The following is a 20,089-nucleotide window of genomic DNA, read 5'->3' on the forward strand; positions in this document are numbered from 1 at the left end:
TCCGAGCCTCACACCGGGAGGACGACCCGGCATCCGGGGGCGGGGCGGCGGGCGGGACGGCGGGCGGCGCGACCGGCGTCCGGTCCGCGCCCGCCCGCCCGGCCCCGACAGCCCCGCCCGCTCAGCCCCGCCCGAGCACCCCGGCCGCTCAGCCCTCCGCGAGCGCCGCGCGCAGCCCGTCCACGAGCGGCGTCGTCGGCCGCCCGATGAGCCGCGACAGGTCGTCCGTGCCCCCGGCGAGCAGCCCGTCGCGGGTGTTCTCGTCCAGCGCGACCACGAACCCCGCGGTGCCCTCGTCGAGCCCGGCGGCCAGCAGGTCCGCCCGGCGCTGCTCGGACGTCACCGCGCGGAACACGACGGGGCGGCCCAGCACCTCGGACGCCGCGGCGGCGAGCTCGTCGAACGACCACGCGACGTCGCCGGCCAGCTCGTACACCGCGTCGTCGTGGCCCTCGGTCCGCAGCACGACGGCGGCCGCGGCCGCGAAGTCGTCGCGGAGGGCGCTGGCGACCCGGCCGTCGCCGACGGCGGCGACGATCTCCCCGGACTCGCGGGCCTGCTGGACGTCGCCGAGGTAGTTCTCCGTGTACCAGCCGTTGCGCAGCAGCGTGAAGGTCAGGCCGGACGCCCGGATGATCTCCTCCGTGGCCTTGTGCTCCGGCGCGAGCACGAGCGGCGTCGCGTCCGCGTGCGGGGCCGACGTGTAGACCAGCCGGCGCGCGCCCGCCGCCACCGCCGCCTCGACGACCGCGCGGTGCTGCGGGACCCGGCGGCCGACCTCGCTGCCGGACACGAGCAGCACGACGTCGGCGCCGTCCAGCGCGGCGGCCAGCGTCGTCGGGTCCTCGTAGTCCACGGCCGCCACGCGCACGCCGCGCTCGGCGAGGTCCGCCAGCCGCTCGGTGCGGCGTCCGGTGGCGACGACCTGCTCGGCGGGCACGCCGTCCGCGAGCAGGTGCTCGACGACGAGGCGGCCCAGGTGGCCGGTGGCACCGGTGACGACGATCGACATGGGGGTTTCCCTTCCGTAGCGCGCCGGGTGACGGCGCCACCGGGCCCGCGCCCGGCACCCGCCCCAACCAGCGGCGCCGCGCGAACCTTCCGGATCGCGGGTACCCACTTCTGCGTAAGGTACTGGCATGACGGTGAGCATCGAGGCCAGCCCGCTGCAGTCGTCCGCACCCGGTGCGGCACCGAGGTCGAGCGCGCTGCAGGAGCTGCTGACGGACGGCGTGCTGCCCGCGGCGTGCCCCAGCCGGATCGTCCTGGACCACGTGACGAGCAAGTGGGGCGTGCTGGTGCTGGTCGCGCTGTCGGAGGGCACCCGGCGCTGGGGCGAGCTGCGGCGGGTGGTCGAGGGCATCAGCGAGAAGATGCTCGCCTCCACGCTGCGGACCCTGGAGGCCGACGGGCTGGTGCTGCGCGAGGCCACGCCGTCGATCCCGCCGCGGGTCGACTACTCGCTGACGCCGCTCGGCCGGGAGCTCGCCACGCACCTGCTGCCCCTGGTGTCCTGGGTCGCGGCGCACGCGGAGGCCATCGTGCGCCGCGACTGACGCGCGTCGGCCGCGGCGCGGGCCGGGCGGTGGACCGCCGTCGTGCGCACCCGCCCAGGGGACGCACAGGCCCGGCGCCTACGATGACCCCTCCGCCAGACCCCGATCGAAGGACGAGCTCGTGCGCCGAACGGCCGCCTCCCTCCTCGCCGTCTCGCTGCTGCTGCTCGCCGGCTGCGGCAGCGACGGCGCGGACGACTCCGCCTCCCCCTCCACGTCCGCCTCCGCGTCGCCCGACGCCGCCGCCACGGCCAGCGCCGAGGACGTCGCCGCCCTCGAGGCCGTCACGCTGACCGGCGAGCCCGGCGAGGAGCCCACGTTCGACTTCGAGCAGCCGTTCTCGGTGTCCGCCGCCGTCGCGCGCGTCGTGACGCCCGGCACCGGCGAGACCGTCGAGGAGGGCCAGCTGATCGGCGTCAACATCGCGGCGGTCAGCGGCGAGGACGGCAGCAGCCAGGGCGGCACCTACGGCAGCACCCCGCAGTCGTACGTCGCGGACGACGCGAACCTCCCGCCCGCCCTGCTCGAGCAGGTGCTCGGCCAGAAGGTCGGCGCGCGCCTGCTGTTCGCGAACCCCAGCACCTCCGGCACGCTGCTGCTCGCGGTCGAGCTGATGAGCACGCAGTCCGTGCCGACGCGCGCCGAGGGCACCGCCGTCACGCCGCTGCCGGAGGGCCTGCCGACGGTGACGCTCGCCGACGACGGCCAGCCCTCCATCGAGCCGGTCGACGGCGACGCCCCGACCGAGCTCGTCGCGCAGCCGCTCATCGAGGGCTCCGGCCCCGCGGTCGAGGCGGGGCAGACGCTCACCGTGCAGTACAGCGGCTGGCTCTGGGACGGCACGCCGTTCGACTCCTCCTGGGAGCGCGGCGCGTCCTCCACGTTCGCCCTGACCGGCGTCATCGAGGGCTGGCAGCAGGGCCTCGCCGGTCAGCCCGTCGGCAGCCAGGTGCTGCTGGTCGTCCCGCCGGACCTCGGCTACGGCGACCAGGAGAAGGACGGCATCCCGGCCGGGTCCACGCTGGTCTTCGTCGTGGACATCCTCGCCGCCTCCTGACGGCACGCAGCGCAGCACAGGGACCTCGGTCGCACCAGCGGCCGAGGTCCCTGTCGTCGTGGCACCCGACGTGGCTACTGTGGCGTCCTGCGGCCCTGCACACCCGGGAGACCAGCGATGGAGACGGCGACGACGCCGTCGGTCCGCAACGTGGCGCTCGTCGGCCACGGCGGTTCCGGCAAGACGACACTGGCTGAGGCCCTGCTGCTGCGGTCCGGGGCTGTCCCCCGGGCCGGCAGGGTGGAGGACGGCTCGACGGTCTGCGACCACGAGCCCGAGGAGGTCGCGCGCGGCTCGTCCGTGAGCCTGGGCGTCGCCGACCTCGACTGGACGTGCAGCCAGGGCTGCCCCCACCGCATCACCCTGCTGGACACACCCGGGTCGCCGGACTTCGCCGGCGCGGTGGACGCGGCGCTGGCCGTCGCCGACCTCGCGGTGGTGGTGGTCAGCGCGGTCGACGGGGTGCAGTCCGGGACCGAGGCGGTCTGGCGGCGGTGCGACGAGGCGGGGATCCCCCGCCTCGTCGTCGTTTCGCAGGAGGACCGGGCGCGCGCGGACTTCCACCGGGTGCTCGACCAGGTGCGCGACCTCGCGGCCCGCACCGGCCGGGACCCGTCGGGCGTCGTGCCCCTGGAGCTGCCGCTCGGCGAGGAGCGGGCGCTGCACGGCGTCGCGGACGTGCTGTCCGACCGCGGGCTGGACTACGGCACCGACGGCCGCCACCACGACTGCGACCTGCCCGCCGACGTGGCGGACGAGGAGCACCGGCTGCACGGCGAGGTCACCGAGGAGATCGTCGCCCACGACGACGAGCAGCTCGAGCGCTACCTGTCCGGGGAGGAGCCCGGCGCCGCGGACCTCGAGCGCACGCTGGCGCGCGAGGTCGTGACGGGCGGGGCCGTGCCCGTGCTCGTCGCCTCCGCCGCCACCGGGGTGGGGATCGACCGGCTCGCGGACCTCGTGTGCGAGATCGGGCCGTCGCCCGCGGACAGGCCCGCGCGGCTCGTGGTCGGGAGCGGCTCGGAGGGCGGGGGCGGTGCCGTCACGGAGCTCCCCGCCGACCCGGACGGCGAGACCGTGCTGCACGTCTTCCGGACGGTCGCCGACCCGTTCGTCGGGCAGGTGTCCGTGTTCAAGGTGCTGTCCGGCACCGTCCGCTCCGGGGACCGGCTGGTCGCCGCGGGCACGGGCGCGGAGGAGCGGCTGCACGGGCTGTTCCGGCTGCGCGGCCGCGACCACCTCCCCGTCGACGCGCTGCCCGCCGGGTCCGTCGGCGCGGTCGCCAAGCTCGCCGGCGCGCCGGCCGGCACGCTGCTCGCGTCGCGGGCCCAGCCCGTGCGGCCGGTCACGCTGCCGCCGCGGGAGCCCGTGCTAGCCGTCGCGCTCGCACCGGTCAGCCAGGCCGACGACGACAAGCTGTCGGCCGCGCTGACACGCCTCGCGGCGGAGGACCCCACGCTGCGGGTCGACCGCACCCCCCACCAGACGGTGCTCCGGGGGCTCGGGGACGCGCACCTCGCGGTCGCCGTCGACCGGCTCGCCCGGGTGTTCGGCGTCCACGTCACCACCGAGCCCGTGCGCATCGCGTACCGGGAGACGCTCGCCGGCCCGGCCGAGGCCGAGGGGCGGCTGAAGAAGCAGTCCGGCGGCCACGGGCAGTTCGCCGTGGTGCAGCTGCGGCTCACCCCGCGGGCACCCGGCACCGGGTTCGCGTTCGTCGACTCCGTGGTGGGTGGCGCGGTGCCCCGGGCGTACCTGCCGGCCGTCGAGCGCGGGGCCGCGGAGGCGCTCGCCGCGGGCGGGCCGCTGGGCCACCCCGTCGTCGACGTGCAGGTGGAGGTCCACGACGGCAAGGCGCACGCCGTCGACTCCTCCGACATGGCGTTCCGCACGGCCGCCGCCGCGGGGGTGCGCGCCGCCCTCGCGTCCGCCGGCACCGTCCTGCTGGAACCGACCCTGCACGTCACCGTCGTCGTCCCGTCCGCCGCGCAGGGGGACGTGCTCGGCGACCTGTCGGGCCGCCGCGGGCGCATCACCGCCACCGGCACCACCGACGACGGGCGCGTGCGGATCGAGGCCGTCGTCCCCGAGGCCGAGGTCGTCCGCTACGCGCTCGACCTGCGGTCGCTCACCGGCGGGCACGGGGAGCTGGTGCTCGCGCCCGGGGAGTACGAGGTCAGGCCGGGGCACCTCGCGCCGGCCTGACGACGGCGGGGGCCGGCCGACGCGGTCTGCACCGGCGGGTGGCTAGCGCCCGGCGGCCAGCGCCTCGGGCGCGGCCTCCGGGACCGGCGTGCCCGTGCCGAGCCGCGCCTCGTACATCCCGATCTTCATCTCGATGATCGCCAGGTGCTCGGCGGCCGCGGCGAGCTCCGCCCGCACGGCGTCCCGGTGCGCGACCAGCAGCGCCAGCCGCTCCGGCTCCGTGCCGTCCCCGCGGCGGACCAGCGCCACGTACTCGCGGAGCTCCCGGATCGGCATGCCGGTCGCCCGCAGCCGCGTCAGCAGGTGCAGCCAGCCGAGGTCGCGCTCGGTGTAGCGCCGGTGACCCGAGGCGTCGCGCTCCACGGCGTCCAGCAGCAGGCCGTCACGCTCGTAGTAGCGCAGCGTGTGGGCGGACAGGCCGGTCGCCGCGGACGCCTCGGCGATGGTGAACGTGCGGGTCTCGTCGGTCACGCACACCAGCATGCGCCGGTGGTCAAGCGGCGGCCCGGGGTCGGCGGCCGGCACGCCTAGGCTCGGGGGCGTCCACCCGCCCGCCCGAAGGAGCACCGTGCGTCGACCCACCCGCTGGGAGCAGATCGGCCAGCAGAACCCCGACCGGTCCGCCTGGTACGTCGAGCGGTTCCGCCGCATGGCCGCCGACGGCGCCGACCTGGCGGGCGAGGCGCGGACGGTCGACGCGATGGTGCCCCGCGGCGCCCGCGTGCTCGACGCGGGCTGCGGCCCCGGCCGCGTGGGCGGCGAGCTCGTGCGGCGGGGGCACACCGTCGTCGGCGTCGACGTCGACCCGGTGCTCGTCGAGGCCGCCCGCGCCGACCACCCCGGCGGCACCTGGCTGGTCGGCGACCTCGCGGAGCTCGACCTGCCCGCCGCCGGCATCGACGAGCCGTTCGACGTGGCCGTGATGGCGGGCAACGTGCTGACCTTCGTCGCCGAGGGCACGGAGGCCGAGGTGCTGCGCCGCATCCGCGCGCACCTCGCACCCGGTGGCCGGCTCGTCGTCGGGTTCGGCGCCGGGCGGGGCTACCCGTTCGAGGCGCTCGACGCCGACGCCGCCGCCGCGGGCCTGCGCGTCGACCACCGGTTCGCGACGTGGGACCTGCGGCCGTTCACCCCGGAGTCCGACTTCCTGGTCGCCGTCCTCACCTGACCACCCTCGCTCCCTCCCGTCCCCACCCCACCTCCCGTCCCCTCCTCACCACACGACCGTTCGGATCCGAACGAACGGACACGCCGGGCGTGCCGGTGCGATCGGATCCGTCCTGCCCCCTGAAGGGGCGTGCGTGGACGCGTAGGCGGCGGGCGCGGGTGGTCCGGGGGCGGCGGGCGCGGGTGGTCCGGGGGCGGGTGGCGTGCCAGGCTCGACGTCATGGCCCGGTACTTCGACGTCCACCCGCACGACCCGCAGGCCCGCTCGATCGGCCAGCTCGTCGCCCTGCTCCGCGACGACGCGCTCATCGCCTACCCGACGGACTCCGGCTACGCGCTCGGCTGCCGCATGGAGAGCCACACGGGTGCCGACCGCATCCGCGCGATCCGGCACCTCGACGACCGGCACCACTTCACGCTCATGTGCCTGGACTTCGCGCAGCTCGGGCAGCTCGTCCGCCTGGACAACGCGCCGTTCCGCGCGATCAAGGCCGCCACGCCCGGGCCGTACACGTTCATCCTCCCGGCCACGAAGGAGGTGCCGCGCCGGCTCGCCCACCCGAAGAAGCGGACCGTCGGCGTGCGCATCCCCGACAGCCGCGTGGTGCAGGCGCTGCTGCGCGAGCTCGGTGAGCCGCTGCTGTCCTCGACGCTGATCCTGCCCGGGGACACCGAGCCGCAGACCGACGGGTGGACCGTCAAGGAGGAGCTCGACCACGTCGTCGACGCCGTCGTGGACGCCGGCGAGTGCGGCACCGAGCCGACCACCGTCGTCGACTGGTCCGAGGGCTACCCGGAGGTCGTCCGCGCCGGCGCCGGCGACCCCACCCGCTTCGCCTGACCCCCGCCGCACCGCCCCCCGGCCCCCCACCTTCCCGCGAGTTCGGCACTCCGAGGCGAGTTCGGCAGCTCCAGGTGCCGAACTCGCACGCGAACTGCCGACCTCGGCCGAGGGGTCGGCGGGCGGAGGGGTGGGCGGCAGGCGGGCCGCGGTGGGGCGGAGGATGGGGGCGTGGAGATCGACGACCGGACCCCGGACGACCCCGGCTACCCGGCCGCCGCCGCGTCGGCCGCACTCGACCTCGCCGGGCTGGACGGCGCCGTCGTCGAGTGCCGCGCGTGCCCGCGGCTCGTGGCGTGGCGGGAGCACGTCGCGGACGTGAAGCGGGCGGCGTTCCGCGACCAGGAGTACTGGGCCCGCCCGGCCCCGGGGTTCGGGGACCCGGACGCGCAGGTGCTGGTCGTCGGCCTGGCGCCCGCCGCGCACGGCGCGAACCGCACCGGCCGGATGTTCACCGGCGACCGGTCGGGCGACTTCCTGTTCGCCGCGATGCACCGCGTCGGCATGGCCTCGCAGCCCACGTCGGTGCACCGCGGGAACGGGCTCACGCTGACCGGCGTGCGGATCACCGCGCCGGTGCACTGCGCGCCGCCGGACAACAAGCCGCTGCCCGAGGAGCGCCACCGCTGCGGACCGTGGCTGGCCCGGGAGCTCGAGCTCGTCCGCCCGCGGGTCGCGGTGGTGCTCGGGGGGTTCGGCTGGGACGCCCTGCTGCGCACCCTCGACGAGCAGGGCTGGGCCGTCCCGCGCCCGCGGCCCCGGTTCGCCCACGGCGCCGAGCACGTCGTCGAGCACCCGCGCGGCGACAGCCTGACCCTGCTGGGCTGCTTCCACGTCAGCCAGCAGAACACCTTCACGGGCCGCCTGACGCCGGACATGCTCGACGCCGTCCTCCGCCGCGCCCGCGCCCTGACACCCCCCTGACGCCCCACCCGCCGAGTTCGGCACGTCCGTGGCGAGGTCGGCAGCTCGGACTGCCGACCTCACCTGGGACTGCCGAGCTCGCGGCGGAGGGTGGGTGCGCGGTCAGCTCAGGGGGCGGCCGCCCGTGACGCCGATGCGGTCGCCCGTGATGTAGCTGGACTCCTGGCTCGCGAAGAACACGTACGCCGGGGCGAGCTCCGCGGGCTGCCCGGCGCGGCCGAGCGGGGTGTCGCCGCCGAACTGCTCGACCTTCTCGGCGGGCATCGTCGCGGGGATCAGCGGCGTCCAGATCGGCCCGGGCGCGACGGCGTTGACCCGGATGCCCTGCTCGGCGACCTGCTGGGCGAGGGCCTTGGTGAAGTTGAGGATCGCGGCCTTCGTCGCGGCGTAGTCGATCAGCTCGGGGCTCGGCTGGAACGCCTGGACCGACGTCGTGTTGATGATGCTGGCGCCCTCGCCCAGGTGGGCCAGCGCGGCCTTCGTGATCCAGAACATCGCGTAGAGGTTCGTCGTGAACGTCCTGTCGAGCTGCTCGGTCGTCAGGTCCAGCAGGCCGCCGCCCTGGGCCATCTGGTACGCCGCGTTGTTGACGAGCACGTCGAGCCCGCCGAGCTCCTGCACCGCCCGCTCCACGAGCGCGCCGCAGAACGCCTCGTCGCGGATGTCGCCCGGGCACGTCACGGCCCGCCGACCCGCGGCCTCGACCAGGCGGACGGTCTCCTGGGCGTCGTCCTCCTCCTCCGGCAGGTACGAGATCGCCACGTCGGCGCCCTCGCGCGCGAACGCGAGCGCGACCGCCCGGCCGATGCCGGAGTCGCCGCCGGTGATGAGCGCGCGCCTGCCCTCGAGGCGTCCGGAGCCGACGTAGGTGTCCTCGCCGTGGTCGGGCTGCTGCCGCATGTCGTCCGTCAGGCCGGGGTGCGCGATCTGCTGCGCGGGCTGCTCCGGCGCGGGGTGCTGGGTGCTCGGGTCCTGGGGTGTCGTCTGGTCGCTCATGCTCATCCATCGTCCGGGTCCTGGCGGGAAGCGCCACCCGGGCACGGACCCCGCGGGCGCCCGAGTTGCCGCCCCGGTCCGGGTCACCCCACAGTGGCCCCCGGCCGGCACGCGCGCCACCAGCACGTCCACCCCGCGCGCACACCGGCCGCACGGGGTCCGCCCACGCAGGATCTAGGGTGGCGGACCGTGGCCGACAGGAGGAACGTGACCGACGACGAGCAGTACGTCGAGATCTGGGGCGACCGCGTGTCGCTGCGGGACCTGGTCGTGGCGCTCGCGGTGTGCGCCGCGGCGACCGTCCTGGCCGTCGTCGCCGGGCGGGCGCTCGGGTCCTCGGAGTTCTTCTGGGGCCTGGGCGGGGCCGTCGTCGGGTTCGGCGTCGCCGTGCTGCTGGTGCGGCCGAAGCGCGACGTGCAGATCGTCGCCGACGACGCGGACGCGCACCGCGCGGCCCCCGCCGCGCCCGGCGCCCCCGCCGGCCCGGCCGCCTGAGCCGCCGACCGTGGACCTCGCCCTCCTGCTGCCGATGGCCGGCGCCGCGCTGGCCGCCGTGCTGCTGTACACGCTGATCGGCTTCATCCCCGGGACCGACGAGACGTCGGTGCTGCTGCCCGTGACGCTCGCGCTGGTGCTGGCCGGCACCGACCCGCAGGTCGTGCTCGCGTTCTTCATCGCGGCGGTCGTGACGCTGAACCTCACCAACTCGATCCCGACGGCGCTGGTCGGGCTGCCCGGCGGGGTGCTGTCCGCGCCGATGATCGACCACGCCCTGACGCTGAAGCGGGAGGGCCGGGCCGCGGAGACGATCCGCAAGATGGCGGCCGGCTCCGTGGTCGGGACGCTCGTCGCGGTGCCGCTCGCGCTGCTGATCGCCGGTGCCATCACCCCGTGGGCCGAGCAGCTGCGCGAGTACGGCTCCCTGCTGTTCGTCGGCGGTGCGGTCGTGCTGGCCCTGCTCGGCCGCAACCGGGTGCTGTCGCTGCTCGCGATCATCCCGCTGGGCCTGCTGTTCCAGGGGGTGCAGGCGCTGTACCGGCAGACCGGCGTCCTGCCCGAGGACGGCACGATCACGGTCTCGTTCTTCCTGTCGATCACCGCCGGACCGCTGCTGCTGAGCCTGGCCACGCTGCTCAACCCGACGCTGCGGGAGGCGCTGCCCCGCGGCCCGCGCACGCCGGTGCGGATCACCCGGGGCGAGCTCCGGGGCGCACCGCTCAGCCCCCGGCGCCTGCTGACCCGCGCCGAGCTCGGCGCGAGCGCGACGGTGTCCGCCGCGTCGACGCCGCTGTTCTTCCTCAGCCCCGTCGCGCTGACCCTGCTCATGGGCGAGGCCGCGGGCGCCCGCGCGAAGGAGGCGCGCGACCGCGCGTCCCGCGCCGTGACGTCGATGGCGGCGCTCGCGCACTCCACGTACCTCGCGGGCGTCATCATCCCGCTGGTCGCCGTCGGGCTGCCGCTGTCCCCGGTCGCCGTCGGGCCGGCCAACGCGCTGTTCAACGCCCCGCCGGTGCTCACGCTCGACCGCAACGTGCACCACCTGCTGTCCACGCCGCAGCTCGTCGCGGCGGTCGTGGTGGGCACCGTCGTGGCGCTGGTGCTGTCGTACGTGCTGGCGGTGCGGTACTCGTTCCGGCTGACCGCGCTCGTCACCCGGTACGTCCCGCACGAGGCGGTGCTCGCGCTGTTCGTCGTGTTCGTGCTGCTGCTCGCGTACCTGGACGCGGGCCTGATCAACGTCTTCGCCGTGCTGCTCGTCGGGCTGACCTGCGGCACGCTGAACCGGCTGGGCGTCAACTTCGGGGTGCAGTTCATGTCGCTGTACGCGGCCCCGTGGTTCGTCGCGCACCTGATGTGAAGGAGCCGACCATCCGCACCGACCGCAGCACCGGCGCCGGGCACACGCGCGCCAAGGCGATCCTCGTGGGCGAGCACGCCGTCGTGTACGGCGAGCCGGCCATCGCCCTGCCGCTGGCCAGCCTGCCGATGCGCGCGACCGCCCGCCGCGAGGACGGCCCCCTGACGCTGGAGTCGGTGCTGTACTCCGGCCCGCTGGCGGAGGCCCCGGAGCAGCTCGCCGCCCCGCGCGCCGCCGTCGAGGCGACCCTCGACCACCTGGGCCTGCCGCACCGCGGGATCGTCCTGGCGACGGAGTCGACGATCCCGGCGGCCCGCGGGCTGGGGTCGAGCGCCGCGACGGCCGGCGCGCTGGCGCTGGCGCTCGCGGACCTGGCCGGGCGCACGCTCACCCCGCAGGAGCACTTCGACCTGGTGCAGGTCGGCGAGCGGGTCGCCCACGGCAACCCCAGCGGGCTCGACGCCCGCACGACCGCCTCGACCGAGCCGATCTGGTTCCAGGCGGGCGAGATCCGCCCGCTCGACCTGCGGCTGCGCGCGCACCTGGTGGTCGCCGACACCGGCGTGCACGGCCGCACCCGGGTGGCCGTCGCGGACGTGCGGTCGTTCCGCGAGCGCCACCCCGCCCGCGGGGACGAGCTGGTCGCCGAGCTCGGGCAGATCACCCGCGACGTCGTGCTGGACCTGGCCCGCGACCGGCCCCGCGAGCTGGGTGCCCGGATGACCCGCGCGCACGGCGTGCTGGCGGAGCTCGGCGTGTCCTCCCCGGAGCTCGACCGGCTGGTCGGGGCGGCGCTCGCGGCGGGTGCCCTCGGCGCGAAGCTCACCGGCGGTGGCCAGGGCGGATGCCTCCTGGCGCTCGCGGCCGACGCGACCTCCGCTGGTACGATCGCCGCTGCCCTGCGCCGCGCGGGCGCGGCGCGCACCTGGCTGCACCGGACCGACGCGCGGCGACCCGCCGCTCCCTCCGCCCAGGTGTCCCTCGGATGACGAACTCCGCGACCGCCGTCGCGCACGCCAACATCGCCCTCGCCAAGTACTGGGGCAAGCGCGACGAGGCCCTGGCGCTGCCCGCGACGTCCAGCCTGTCGCTCACCCTCGACGCGTTCCACGCGACCACGACGGTGACGCTCGACCCGGACGCCGACGCGGACACCGCCTCCCTCGACGGCCGGCCGATGTCCGACGGCGAGCTGGCGCGGGTCTCCCGGTTCCTCGACCTGGTCCGGTCCCTCGCGGGGTCGTCCGCGCACGCCGTGGTCGACTCGGTCTCCACGGTCCCGACGGGCGCCGGGCTGGCGTCGTCGGCGAGCGGGTTCGCGGCGCTCGCCGGGGCGGCCGCGGCGGTCTACGGCCTGGACCTCGACGCGCGCGGGCTGTCGCGGCTGGCCCGGCGCGGCTCGGGCTCGGCGTCCCGCTCCGTGTTCGGCGGGCTCGTCGTGTGGCACGCCGGCACGGACGACGCGTCGTCCTACGCCGAGCCCGTCCCCGGCGGCGAGCCGGGCGGCGCGCTCGACCCGGCGATGGCCGTCGTCGTGCTGGACGCGGGCCGCAAGGCGGTCTCCAGCCGCGAGGCCATGCGCCGCACCGTCGAGACGTCGCCGTTCTTCCCCGCCTGGACCGACGCGACGGAGCGCGACGTCGCGTTCATGCTCGACGCCGTGCGGGCGGGCGACCTGGCGGCGCTCGGGGAGCTCGCCGAGTCCAACGCGCTGCGGATGCACGCCACGATGCTCGGCGCCCGCCCGCCGGTGCGGTACTGGACCGCCCACACCGTCGCCGTCCTCGACCAGGTGCAGGCGCTGCGGGCCGACGGGCTGCCGTGCTGGGCCACCATCGACGCCGGCCCGAACGTCAAGGTGCTGTGCGCCGCGCCCGACCTGCCCGCGCTCGCCGGCGCGCTGTCCGAGGGCGGCACGCGCCGGGTCGTCACGGCCCGTCCGGGGCCGGGGCTGCGCGTCGACGCGGGGGGCGCGGCGTGAGCGGCGGGACGACCGGCGGGGTCCCCGGCGGCGCGATCGAGGTCTGCGCACCGGGCAAGCTCTTCGTCGCCGGGGAGTACGCGGTCGTCGAGGCCGGCTACCCGGCGGTGCTCGTCGCCGTGGACCGGCACGTCACGGTGCGGCTCGCCCCGGCCGAGGGTGCGGGATCCATCGCCTCCGACCAGTACGGCCGGCTGCCCGTCGTCTGGCGCCGTCGCGGCGACCGGGTGGTGCTGGACCACGACAGCCGCCCGTTCGACTACGTGCTCGCCGCGATCGACGTCGTCGAGCGGTTCGCGGCCGAGCAGGGCCGCACGCTCGGGTTCTACGACATCACGATCACCTCGGAGCTCGACGACCGGTCGGGCCGCAAGTTCGGCCTCGGGTCGTCGGCGGCGGTCACCGCGGCGACGGTGCGGGCGCTCGACCGGTTCTACGACCTCGGGCTGCCGACCGACCGGCTGCTGCGCCTCGCGCTGCTGGCGACCGTCGCCGTCAACCCGATGGGGTCCGGCGGCGACGTCGCGGCGAGCCTCTACGGCGGCTGGATCCGGTACGCGGCGCTGGACCGCGAGTGGCTGCGCGCGTCGCTGGCCGCCGGCGAGGAGTCGGGGGCCGAGCGCCCGCTGACGGCCCTCCTCGACGCCGACTGGCCCGGCCTGTCCGTGCGGCGGCTGCCGACGCCGCGGACCATGCGCCTCGTCGTCGGGTGGACCGGCGTGCCGGCCTCCACGACCCGCCTGGTCGAGGCGATGCAGTCCCGCAAGGAGGTGGCCGAGAGCCACTACCCCGACTTCCTCGCGGCGTCCCGCGCCTGCGTGGACGCCCTCGCGGACGCCATCGAGCGGGACGACGCCCCGGCCGCGAAGGCGCAGATCCACCGCGCCCGCGGGCTGCTCACGTCGCTGGCACGCGCCGCCGGCGTCGACATCGAGACCCCCGCGCTGCGGACGCTGTGCGAGACGGCGGAGAGCGTCGGCGCGGCGGCCAAGTCCTCCGGCGCGGGCGGCGGGGACTGCGGCATCGTGCTGGTGGACGCCGGCACCGACCTCGAGCCGATGCTCCGCGACTGGGAGCTGTCGGACGTGCGGCACCTGTCGCTGCGGGTGCAGCCGCCCCGGGAGGAGCACGCCGATGACCGCTGAGGACCCGGACGGCCCCGCCACCGCACCGCTCGGCGCCCAGGACGAGCCCGGTGCCGCGGCCCAGGACGCCCGCCGCAAGGACGACCACGTCCGCCTCGCGTCCGCCCAGCACGCCGAGCCACGGGCCCACGACTTCGACCACGTGCGGCCGCTGAACCACCCGCTCGCCGCCGGGAACCGGAGCGAGGTCTCCCTGCGCGCCACCGGCCGGGTGCTGGACTGGCCGGTGCCGCTCTTCATCAACGGCATGACCGGCGGCACCGCCCACACCGCGACGATCAACCGCGCGCTCGCCCTGGCGGCCCGCGAGACCGGCGTGCCGATCGCCTCCGGCTCGACGGGGATCCTGCACCGCGAGCCCGCCGCGATCCCGTCGTTCCGGGTGCTGCGCGACCTGAACCCCGACGGGTTCGTCATGGCGAACGTCAACCCGAACCTCACGCCCGCGCAGGCCCGCCGGTCCGTGGAGATCCTCGAGGCCGACGCGCTCCAGGTCCACGTGAACCCGGCCCAGGAGATCGTCATGCCGGAGGGCGACCGGGACTTCACGCGGTGGACGGACACCATCGCCGCGATCGTCGCGGAGGTCGGCGTGCCGGTCGTCGTCAAGGAGGTCGGCGCCGGGATGAGCCGCGGCACCGTCGCCCGGCTGCGGGACCTCGGGGTCGCGGCCGTCGACGTGTCCGGCCGCGGCGGCACCGACTTCACGGCCATCGAGTCCGCGCGCCGCACCGACGGCGGCATGGACTACCTGGCCGGGTGGGGGCAGTCGGCCGTCGAGGGGCTGCTGGACGCCTCCTCGGTGGACGGGGTGGACCTGCTGGCCTCCGGCGGGGTGCGGCACCCGCTCGACGTCGTGCGCGCGCTCGCCCTCGGGGCGACCGCCGTGGGCGTGGCCGGGGGGTTCCTCCGGGTGCTGCTCACCGAGGGCGAGGCGGCCCTCGTCGCGCGCATCCAGGCGTGGCTCGAGCAGGTCGGCGACATCATGACGCTGCTCGGGGCGCGCACCGTGGCCGACCTGCGCCGGGTGGACCTGCTGATCACCGGGCCGGTGCGGGAGTTCTGCGAGCTCCGCGGCGTCGACGCGGCGGCGTACGCGCGGCGCAGCGGCCTCTGACCCGCGCCGGCACCGGGCACGCCGGGGTCACCGCGCGCCGGGTGACCGCTCAGGTCCGGGGTGGTGGCGGCCGATAGGTCCCTACGGGGTGAGGCGGATGGTCCACGGGTACGAGCCCGGCCGGCCGGCGGCGCGACGAGCGCGGCGGCTGGTCCGGAGACGCGTCGCCGACCCCGCCCGCACGACCGCGGACGGCGCCGGGCGCCCCGGTCCCGGTGACGCGGCCCCGACCCGCACCTGGTTCGACGACTGGCTGACGGGCGACGAGGACGCCGTGGTGCTCGACCCGCCCGACGGCTGGACGACCCTGCACGACCTCCGACGCCCGGGCAGCGCCTCCCGCACGCTCGACTGCCTCGCGATCGGCCCGGGTGGCGTCGTCGTCATCCAGTCGCTGCACTGGGACGGCTCCGCGACGATCGTCGACGGCACCCTGCGGCTCCACGGCTACGGCCGGACCCCGGACGTGGCGGCCGCCGCCGACGCCGCCGGGGCGGTGACGTCGCTGCTCGCACCCACGCACCGCCGCACCGTCCGTGCCGTGGTCAGCCTCGCCGGCCAGGACCTCCCGCCCGCGACCGTCCGCGGCGGCGCCGTCGCGGTGGGCGAGCACCGGCTCGCCGGGTGGCTGGCCGCGCTGCCGCCGGTGCTGGCGCCCGCCGACGCCCGCCTGGTCCGCGACTACCTGGCCGCGGAGCTCACCGGACCGGCGAGCCCGGAGCTGCTCACCGTCGACGACGTGTTCCGGCCGCGGGAGGTCTGGGCGGCGCCGGACGTCCCCGCGCAGCGTCCCGGGCAGCCCGACGCGGGCGACGGGCCCGTCGGAGGCTCCGACGGCGAGATCGGCCGGGCCCCGGAGTCCGTCGGAGGCTCCGACGGCGAGGTCGGCGCGCTCGGCGAGCCCCGCGATGCCGGGGATCTCAGCGACCTCGGCGACGAGGCGTGGCCCGTCGGAGGCTCCGACCCGACGCCCGGCAGCTCCTCGGGCCCCGTCGGAGGCTCCGACGGGGACATCGGCAACCGGATCGACGGCGGGTGGCCGGACCACGGGCGCGGGGACACCCTCCGTCCCGCACCGGCCCGCGGCGCGATCGGGGACGGCGCCCTCCGCGTCGGGATGCTGGTCCTGGGGCTGCTGACCGCCGGCAACATCCTGCTCGCCTGGCTGGACGCGGCAGGGTGACCCCTGCGCCCTCCCTGTGAGCCGCACCACTGCGCCGGCACGGAATGCCCGGCGTGCCGAGAAGGGTTCCCACTGCACGTGAGCCTCCTGATGTCGCCCCTGACCCTGCGCGGGACCACGTTCCGCAACCGCGTCTGGCTGGCGCCCATGTGCCAGTACTCCGCCGGACCGGACGGCCTGCCCACCGACTGGCACCTCGCCCACCTGGGCGCCCGCGCCGTCGGCGGCTTCGGGCTCGTCATGACCGAGGCGACGGCCGTCGTCCCCGAGGGGCGCATCTCGCCGCAGGACGTCGGCATCTGGGGCGACGAGCACGTGGTGGCCTGGCGTCGCGTCACCGACTTCGTCCGCAGCCGCGGTGCCGTCGCGGGCGTGCAGCTCGCGCACGCGGGTCGCAAGGCGTCGACCTACCGCGGGTTCGGGGACGGCTCCGGTTCCGTGCCCGAGGCGTCGGGCGGCTGGTCCACGGTCGCGCCCTCGGACCTCGCGTTCGAGGGGCTCGCCGCCCCGCGCGAGCTCACCGCCGACGAGGTCGCCGCGGTACCCGGCCAGTTCGCCGCAGCCACCCGCCGGTCCCTCGCCGCCGGGTTCGACGTGGTCGAGGTGCACGCCGCGCACGGCTACCTGCTCCACCAGTTCCTCTCGCCGCTGTCCAACCGGCGCACCGACATGTGGGGCGGCGACCTCGCGGGGCGCGCCCGGCTGCTGCTCGCCACGGTCGACGCCGTCCGGGCGGAGCTGCCCGACGACAGCCCGCTGCTGGTGCGCGTCTCCGCCACCGACTGGGCCGAGGGCGGCCTCACGGTCGAGGACACGGCCCAGGTGGCGGTGTGGCTGCGTGAGCACGGCGTCGACCTGGTGGACGTCTCCACCGGCGGCAACGTCCTGGCCCGCATCCCCGTCGGCCCGGCGTACCAGGTGCCCGCCGCGCGGCAGATCCGCGAGACGGCGGGGATCGCCACGTCGGCCGTGGGCCTGCTCACGACCCCCGAGATCGCGGAGCAGGTGCTCGCGGACGGGTCCGCGGACGCCGTGATGCTGGGGCGCCCGGCCCTGTTCGACCCGCACTGGCCGCTGCGCGCGGCGCAGGCCCTCGACGGCGACCGGCCGGTGCTGGAGCACGCGGGCGACCCGGCGGCGACGGTCGTGCCCGCGGGTGCCACGGGGTGGCCGGTCCAGTACGCGCGCGGGTCGTGGGGCTGAGGGGCTCACCACTGCGGACATCCGTGACGGAAAGCACATCAGGGACAAATTCGTGCCGCTTCCGCGCGATTTGTCGAGAATGCTCCTCCTGGTTTTCCACAGACGCGTGAGGTCATTCCCGGCCATGCGTTCCTGACGGCTACGGTCATGCCACTTCCACGGCAGGGGAGATGGCATGACCGCCCAGATCGAGATGTCCACCGCCGACGTCGAGGCCGCCGCCTCGGCCGTCGGCACCGTCGCCGAGGCCGTCCTCGCGAGCCACCACGCCGAGCACGTCGGCGCCCTCGCACCGGCGCTGCCCGGTTCGCAGAGCGCCGAGGCGGCCCTCCGGCTACGAGGCGTGTGGGCGGCCCAGGCCCGCCGCTGGTCGTCCGACGCCGCCGCGCAGCGCGACCGCGTGCTCGCCTCCGTCCGAGCGGCCGTCCGCACCGACGAGGCGGTCGCCGAGTCGTTCGCCCGGATCACCGGCCACCTCGGGGCGGTGCACCCGTGACCGCCCTGGACACCGTGCTCGCCTGGCGCCCGGACGCCGTCGCCGGCCTCGCCGACCACCTCGCCGGGTGCCGCCGCCTCCTGGTCGCGCTCGACGACGACCTCGACGCAGCCGCACCGCCGGGGACCTGGGTCGGTCCCTCCCGCGACGCCGCCCTCCGGGCCCACGACGCCCTCCGCCGGCGTCTCGCGACGACGGTCGCCGAGATCGCCCTCGTGGCCGTCTCGGCCGACGACGCCGCCGCGTCGCTGACCACCGCCCGCGCGGAGCTCGACGCCACCCTCGCCTGGGCCCGCACCCACGGCTACCACGTCGACCACGGCACCGGCCGTGCCACCGACGCCCGGTGCGTCGCCGACGACGACGAGGCCCGGGACCGGGCCCTCGTCGCGCGCGAGCTCACCGACCGGGTCCAGCAAGCCCTCCGCGCCGCCCAGCACGCCGACACGCTCCTCGCCGACGCCCTGCACCGTGCCGCCGACACCGACGACCCGCTCCCCGCCGCGGGCCTCGCCGCGGCCGGCCACGCCGGTGCGACCCGGGGCCGCCACCGCCTCCTGCGTCCACCGGGCGGGACCCCCGCCGACGCCGCCGCGTGGTGGCGGTCCCTCACACCCGAGCACCAGGCCCGCGTCCTCGCCCGGCACCCCGAGTGGGTCGGGAACCTCGACGGCATCCCGTTCGCGGTCCGGGACCAGGCCAACCGCGTCCTGCTCGACCGGTACCGCGAGGAGCTGACCGCCCAGCGCGAGGCGCTGCTCGCGGATGCGGACTCCTGGGACGCGGACACCGCTGGGGTCCTCATCCGACTCGACGAGAAGCTCGCCGGACTCGACGCCGTCGAGCGTGCGCTTGCGGCACATCCCGGCCGGAAGCTGCTGCTGCTCGACATCGCGGGCGACCACCAGCTGAAGGCCGCGGTCGCCGTGGGAGACGTCGACGCCGCTGCACACGTCGGCGTCTTCGTACCGGGGTTCACCACGACGGTGGCTGGAAGTCTCGAGGACCACGTGGCGAGCATCGAAGACCTCACGTCGCGTGCACGAGCGGAGTCGCGTGCGCACGGCGACCAGGGTGATGTGGCGGTAGTGGCTTGGCTCGGTTACGAAGCCCCGCAGTGGTCGGACCTTCCTGACCTGGCCGGTCGCTTCGTCACCAGCGACGACGTGGCCCGTGACGGCGGGCGCGATCTCGCCGGCTTTCTGCGAGGCGTCGACGCGGCACGTGATCTCCAGCATCCGAGGCTCACCGCACTCGGTCACTCGTACGGCTCGACGACAACAGGTTTCGCGATGCGGGAACAGACCGGACTGGACGCAGCCGTCGTGTTCGGCTCACCGGGACTCGGGACCGACGCCATCGAGAACCTGGACGTACCGGCGAGGTCGCTGTACCGAGTAGAGGCCACGCTCGACCCGATCGCCGACGCCGGTCATTTCGGCATCGACCCCACCCACATGCGCGGTGTCGCCGGGCTCTCGGCCCAGGCGGGAGAAGTCGGAGGCGTTCCGTACGAGGCGTCTTCCGGGCACTCGGAGTACCTGCGGGACCACACCATGAGCCAGCACAACATCGCGTCCGTCATCGCGGGGACCACCGACCGCCTGGTCCCCCACTCCGGCGCCGGCGCCGGCGACTTCGTCAGCTATCTCAGGGCGCTGACGTCATGACGCGCGACGGCCGATCCCGAGCAGCGTCCCGGCGCCTGTTCTGGGGACTCGGCGCGTCGGCCGTCGGCGCAGTCGTGGCGTCGTGCGGGCCGTCTTCCACCGACGAGGAGTTGAACGCGCAGATGGCTGATCGTCCGACCATGGAGCAGATGCTCGACCACTACGAGCCCATGCTGCGCGAGATGGTCGCCGCGCTCGACCGCGAGATCGGTGGCCTGGACTGGTACGCCGCTCCCGACGCCCTGCCCATGGGCTGGGCCAACTGCAGCACCGAGGGCGCGATCACTGAAGCGCAGGAGTTCCACCCCGTGGGGCTCACGGCTGACGGCACCTACGACCGTTCCGACTGGGACGCCGTGGTGGGCATCATCCGAGATATCGGCGACCGGTACGGGTTCGAGGCGCAGGGGCACCTCATCGACCGCCCCACCAACATGACGTTCATCGGCAAGGACCGGTACGGGGCGAGCTACTCGCTCGACATGGGGCGCAACTCCGTCCTGGCCCTGCGCACCGGCTGCCACCTGTGGGAGCACGAGCCCGGACTCGACTACACCCGCCGATCCCCCCTCGACCGACCGCCGCCCGTGCGTCCTACCGAATCGCCCACGCCACGGGCCGACCCCCTCTCGCTCCCCGGGCTACGCCAGCAGTAGCCCCTCGGAAGCCGCCCGCCCGCCGTAACCCGCC

The 20,089-nt window shown here is 76.0% G+C and carries 20 protein-coding genes; 17 read left to right on the forward strand and 3 right to left on the reverse strand.

Annotated elements, in window-relative coordinates:
• Nucleotides 1-148: 148 nt before the first annotated feature.
• Nucleotides 149-1,012 carry an SDR family oxidoreductase gene (locus AAHH18_RS06445; protein WP_343301011.1) on the reverse strand — a complete coding sequence of 288 codons (864 nt, stop codon included), beginning with the start codon at nt 1,010-1,012 and terminating at the stop codon, nt 149-151.
• A 127-nt stretch (nt 1,013-1,139) separates the two neighbouring features.
• On the opposite strand from AAHH18_RS06445, the gene AAHH18_RS06450 reads away from it, so the two are divergent.
• The 3 genes from AAHH18_RS06450 to AAHH18_RS06460 all read left to right on the forward strand — a co-directional run bounded on the left by AAHH18_RS06450 (nt 1,140) and on the right by AAHH18_RS06460 (nt 4,818).
• The gene (locus AAHH18_RS06450; protein WP_343301012.1) at nt 1,140-1,556 is read left to right on the forward strand and encodes a winged helix-turn-helix transcriptional regulator; all 417 of its coding nucleotides are present in this window, start codon (nt 1,140-1,142) and stop codon (nt 1,554-1,556) included.
• 121 nt (nt 1,557-1,677) lie between these two features.
• Entirely contained in the window at nt 1,678-2,613 is a 936-nt protein-coding gene (locus AAHH18_RS06455) for an FKBP-type peptidyl-prolyl cis-trans isomerase (protein ID WP_343301013.1), read from the forward strand.
• A gap of 117 nt (nt 2,614-2,730) precedes the next feature.
• Nucleotides 2,731-4,818 carry an elongation factor G gene (locus tag AAHH18_RS06460; protein WP_343301014.1) on the forward strand — a complete coding sequence of 696 codons (2,088 nt, stop codon included), beginning with the start codon at nt 2,731-2,733 and terminating at the stop codon, nt 4,816-4,818.
• Nucleotides 4,819-4,860: 42 nt separating this feature from the next.
• Here AAHH18_RS06460 and AAHH18_RS06465 read toward each other — a convergent pair whose 3' ends face one another.
• Complete coding sequence (locus AAHH18_RS06465; protein WP_283318592.1) at nt 4,861-5,289, reverse strand: MerR family transcriptional regulator; 429 nt, start codon at nt 5,287-5,289, stop codon at nt 4,861-4,863.
• Nucleotides 5,290-5,386: 97 nt separating this feature from the next.
• Between AAHH18_RS06465 and AAHH18_RS06470 the strand changes: the two genes are divergently transcribed.
• The 3 genes from AAHH18_RS06470 to AAHH18_RS06480 all read left to right on the forward strand — a co-directional run bounded on the left by AAHH18_RS06470 (nt 5,387) and on the right by AAHH18_RS06480 (nt 7,750).
• Nucleotides 5,387-5,986 carry a class I SAM-dependent methyltransferase gene (locus tag AAHH18_RS06470; RefSeq protein WP_343301015.1) on the forward strand — a complete coding sequence of 200 codons (600 nt, stop codon included), beginning with the start codon at nt 5,387-5,389 and terminating at the stop codon, nt 5,984-5,986.
• A 219-nt stretch (nt 5,987-6,205) separates the two neighbouring features.
• Nucleotides 6,206-6,826, forward strand: coding sequence for an L-threonylcarbamoyladenylate synthase (locus AAHH18_RS06475; protein WP_343301016.1), 621 nt, complete (start codon nt 6,206-6,208; stop codon nt 6,824-6,826).
• 171 nt (nt 6,827-6,997) lie between these two features.
• The gene (locus AAHH18_RS06480; protein ID WP_459349092.1) at nt 6,998-7,750 is read left to right on the forward strand and encodes a uracil-DNA glycosylase; all 753 of its coding nucleotides are present in this window, start codon (nt 6,998-7,000) and stop codon (nt 7,748-7,750) included.
• Between the two features lie 102 nt (nt 7,751-7,852).
• Here the strand turns inward: AAHH18_RS06480 and AAHH18_RS06485 are convergent, their stop codons facing one another.
• On the reverse strand, nt 7,853-8,746 hold the full coding sequence (locus AAHH18_RS06485; protein ID WP_343301017.1) for an SDR family oxidoreductase: 894 nt from the start codon (nt 8,744-8,746) through the stop codon (nt 7,853-7,855).
• A 189-nt stretch (nt 8,747-8,935) separates the two neighbouring features.
• On the opposite strand from AAHH18_RS06485, the gene AAHH18_RS06490 reads away from it, so the two are divergent.
• The 11 genes from AAHH18_RS06490 (at nt 8,936) to AAHH18_RS06540 (ending at nt 20,055) form a co-directional block, all read left to right on the forward strand.
• A complete protein-coding gene (locus AAHH18_RS06490; RefSeq protein WP_343301018.1) occupies nt 8,936-9,241 on the forward strand; it encodes a hypothetical protein in 306 nt (101 codons plus the stop codon).
• Nucleotides 9,242-9,251: 10 nt separating this feature from the next.
• Entirely contained in the window at nt 9,252-10,604 is a 1,353-nt protein-coding gene (locus AAHH18_RS06495) for a tripartite tricarboxylate transporter permease (RefSeq protein ID WP_343301019.1), read from the forward strand.
• Nucleotides 10,601-11,593, forward strand: coding sequence for a mevalonate kinase (gene mvk, locus AAHH18_RS06500; protein ID WP_343301020.1), 993 nt, complete (start codon nt 10,601-10,603; stop codon nt 11,591-11,593). The genes AAHH18_RS06495 and mvk overlap by 4 nt, the downstream gene beginning before the upstream one ends.
• Nucleotides 11,590-12,585 (forward strand): diphosphomevalonate decarboxylase, encoded by a 996-nt coding sequence (gene mvaD, locus AAHH18_RS06505; RefSeq protein ID WP_343301021.1) that lies wholly within the window; start codon nt 11,590-11,592, stop codon nt 12,583-12,585. Before mvk ends, mvaD begins: the two co-directional genes overlap by 4 nt.
• Nucleotides 12,582-13,730 (forward strand): phosphomevalonate kinase, encoded by a 1,149-nt coding sequence (locus tag AAHH18_RS06510; protein ID WP_283318601.1) that lies wholly within the window; start codon nt 12,582-12,584, stop codon nt 13,728-13,730. The genes mvaD and AAHH18_RS06510 overlap by 4 nt, the downstream gene beginning before the upstream one ends.
• Entirely contained in the window at nt 13,720-14,847 is a 1,128-nt protein-coding gene (gene fni / locus AAHH18_RS06515; RefSeq protein WP_343301022.1) for a type 2 isopentenyl-diphosphate Delta-isomerase, read from the forward strand. The genes AAHH18_RS06510 and fni overlap by 11 nt, the downstream gene beginning before the upstream one ends.
• Nucleotides 14,848-14,944: 97 nt before the next feature.
• A complete protein-coding gene (locus AAHH18_RS06520; RefSeq protein WP_343301023.1) occupies nt 14,945-16,030 on the forward strand; it encodes a nuclease-related domain-containing protein in 1,086 nt (361 codons plus the stop codon).
• 78 nt (nt 16,031-16,108) lie between these two features.
• Nucleotides 16,109-17,233, forward strand: coding sequence for an NADH:flavin oxidoreductase/NADH oxidase (locus AAHH18_RS06525; protein ID WP_343301024.1), 1,125 nt, complete (start codon nt 16,109-16,111; stop codon nt 17,231-17,233).
• Between the two features lie 175 nt (nt 17,234-17,408).
• Nucleotides 17,409-17,729 carry a hypothetical protein gene (locus tag AAHH18_RS06530; RefSeq protein ID WP_343301025.1) on the forward strand — a complete coding sequence of 107 codons (321 nt, stop codon included), beginning with the start codon at nt 17,409-17,411 and terminating at the stop codon, nt 17,727-17,729.
• 215 nt (nt 17,730-17,944) lie between these two features.
• Nucleotides 17,945-19,399: an alpha/beta hydrolase gene (locus tag AAHH18_RS06535; RefSeq protein ID WP_343301026.1), complete on the forward strand. Its 1,455-nt coding sequence runs from the start codon at nt 17,945-17,947 to the stop codon at nt 19,397-19,399.
• A complete protein-coding gene (locus AAHH18_RS06540) occupies nt 19,396-20,055 on the forward strand; it encodes an LppA family lipoprotein (RefSeq protein WP_343301027.1) in 660 nt (219 codons plus the stop codon). Before AAHH18_RS06535 ends, AAHH18_RS06540 begins: the two co-directional genes overlap by 4 nt.
• Nucleotides 20,056-20,089: the final 34 nt, after the last annotated feature.

The sequence above is a fragment of the Cellulomonas olei genome (assembly GCF_039548315.1).
Lineage (GTDB): Bacteria > Actinomycetota > Actinomycetes > Actinomycetales > Cellulomonadaceae > Cellulomonas.

Coding starts and splice junctions, on each gene's coding strand:
- AAHH18_RS06445 (WP_343301011.1), bottom strand. CDS start 1,012: ATGTCGATCGTCGTCACCGGTGCCACCGGCCACCTGGGCCGCCTCGTC.
- AAHH18_RS06450 (WP_343301012.1), top strand. CDS start 1,140: ATGACGGTGAGCATCGAGGCCAGCCCGCTGCAGTCGTCCGCACCCGGT.
- AAHH18_RS06460 (WP_343301014.1), top strand. CDS start 2,731: ATGGAGACGGCGACGACGCCGTCGGTCCGCAACGTGGCGCTCGTCGGC.
- AAHH18_RS06475 (WP_343301016.1), top strand. CDS start 6,206: ATGGCCCGGTACTTCGACGTCCACCCGCACGACCCGCAGGCCCGCTCG.
- AAHH18_RS06485 (WP_343301017.1), bottom strand. CDS start 8,746: ATGAGCGACCAGACGACACCCCAGGACCCGAGCACCCAGCACCCCGCG.
- mvaD (WP_343301021.1), top strand. CDS start 11,590: ATGACGAACTCCGCGACCGCCGTCGCGCACGCCAACATCGCCCTCGCC.
- fni (WP_343301022.1), top strand. CDS start 13,720: ATGACCGCTGAGGACCCGGACGGCCCCGCCACCGCACCGCTCGGCGCC.
- AAHH18_RS06520 (WP_343301023.1), top strand. CDS start 14,945: ATGGTCCACGGGTACGAGCCCGGCCGGCCGGCGGCGCGACGAGCGCGG.
- AAHH18_RS06530 (WP_343301025.1), top strand. CDS start 17,409: ATGACCGCCCAGATCGAGATGTCCACCGCCGACGTCGAGGCCGCCGCC.
- AAHH18_RS06540 (WP_343301027.1), top strand. CDS start 19,396: ATGACGCGCGACGGCCGATCCCGAGCAGCGTCCCGGCGCCTGTTCTGG.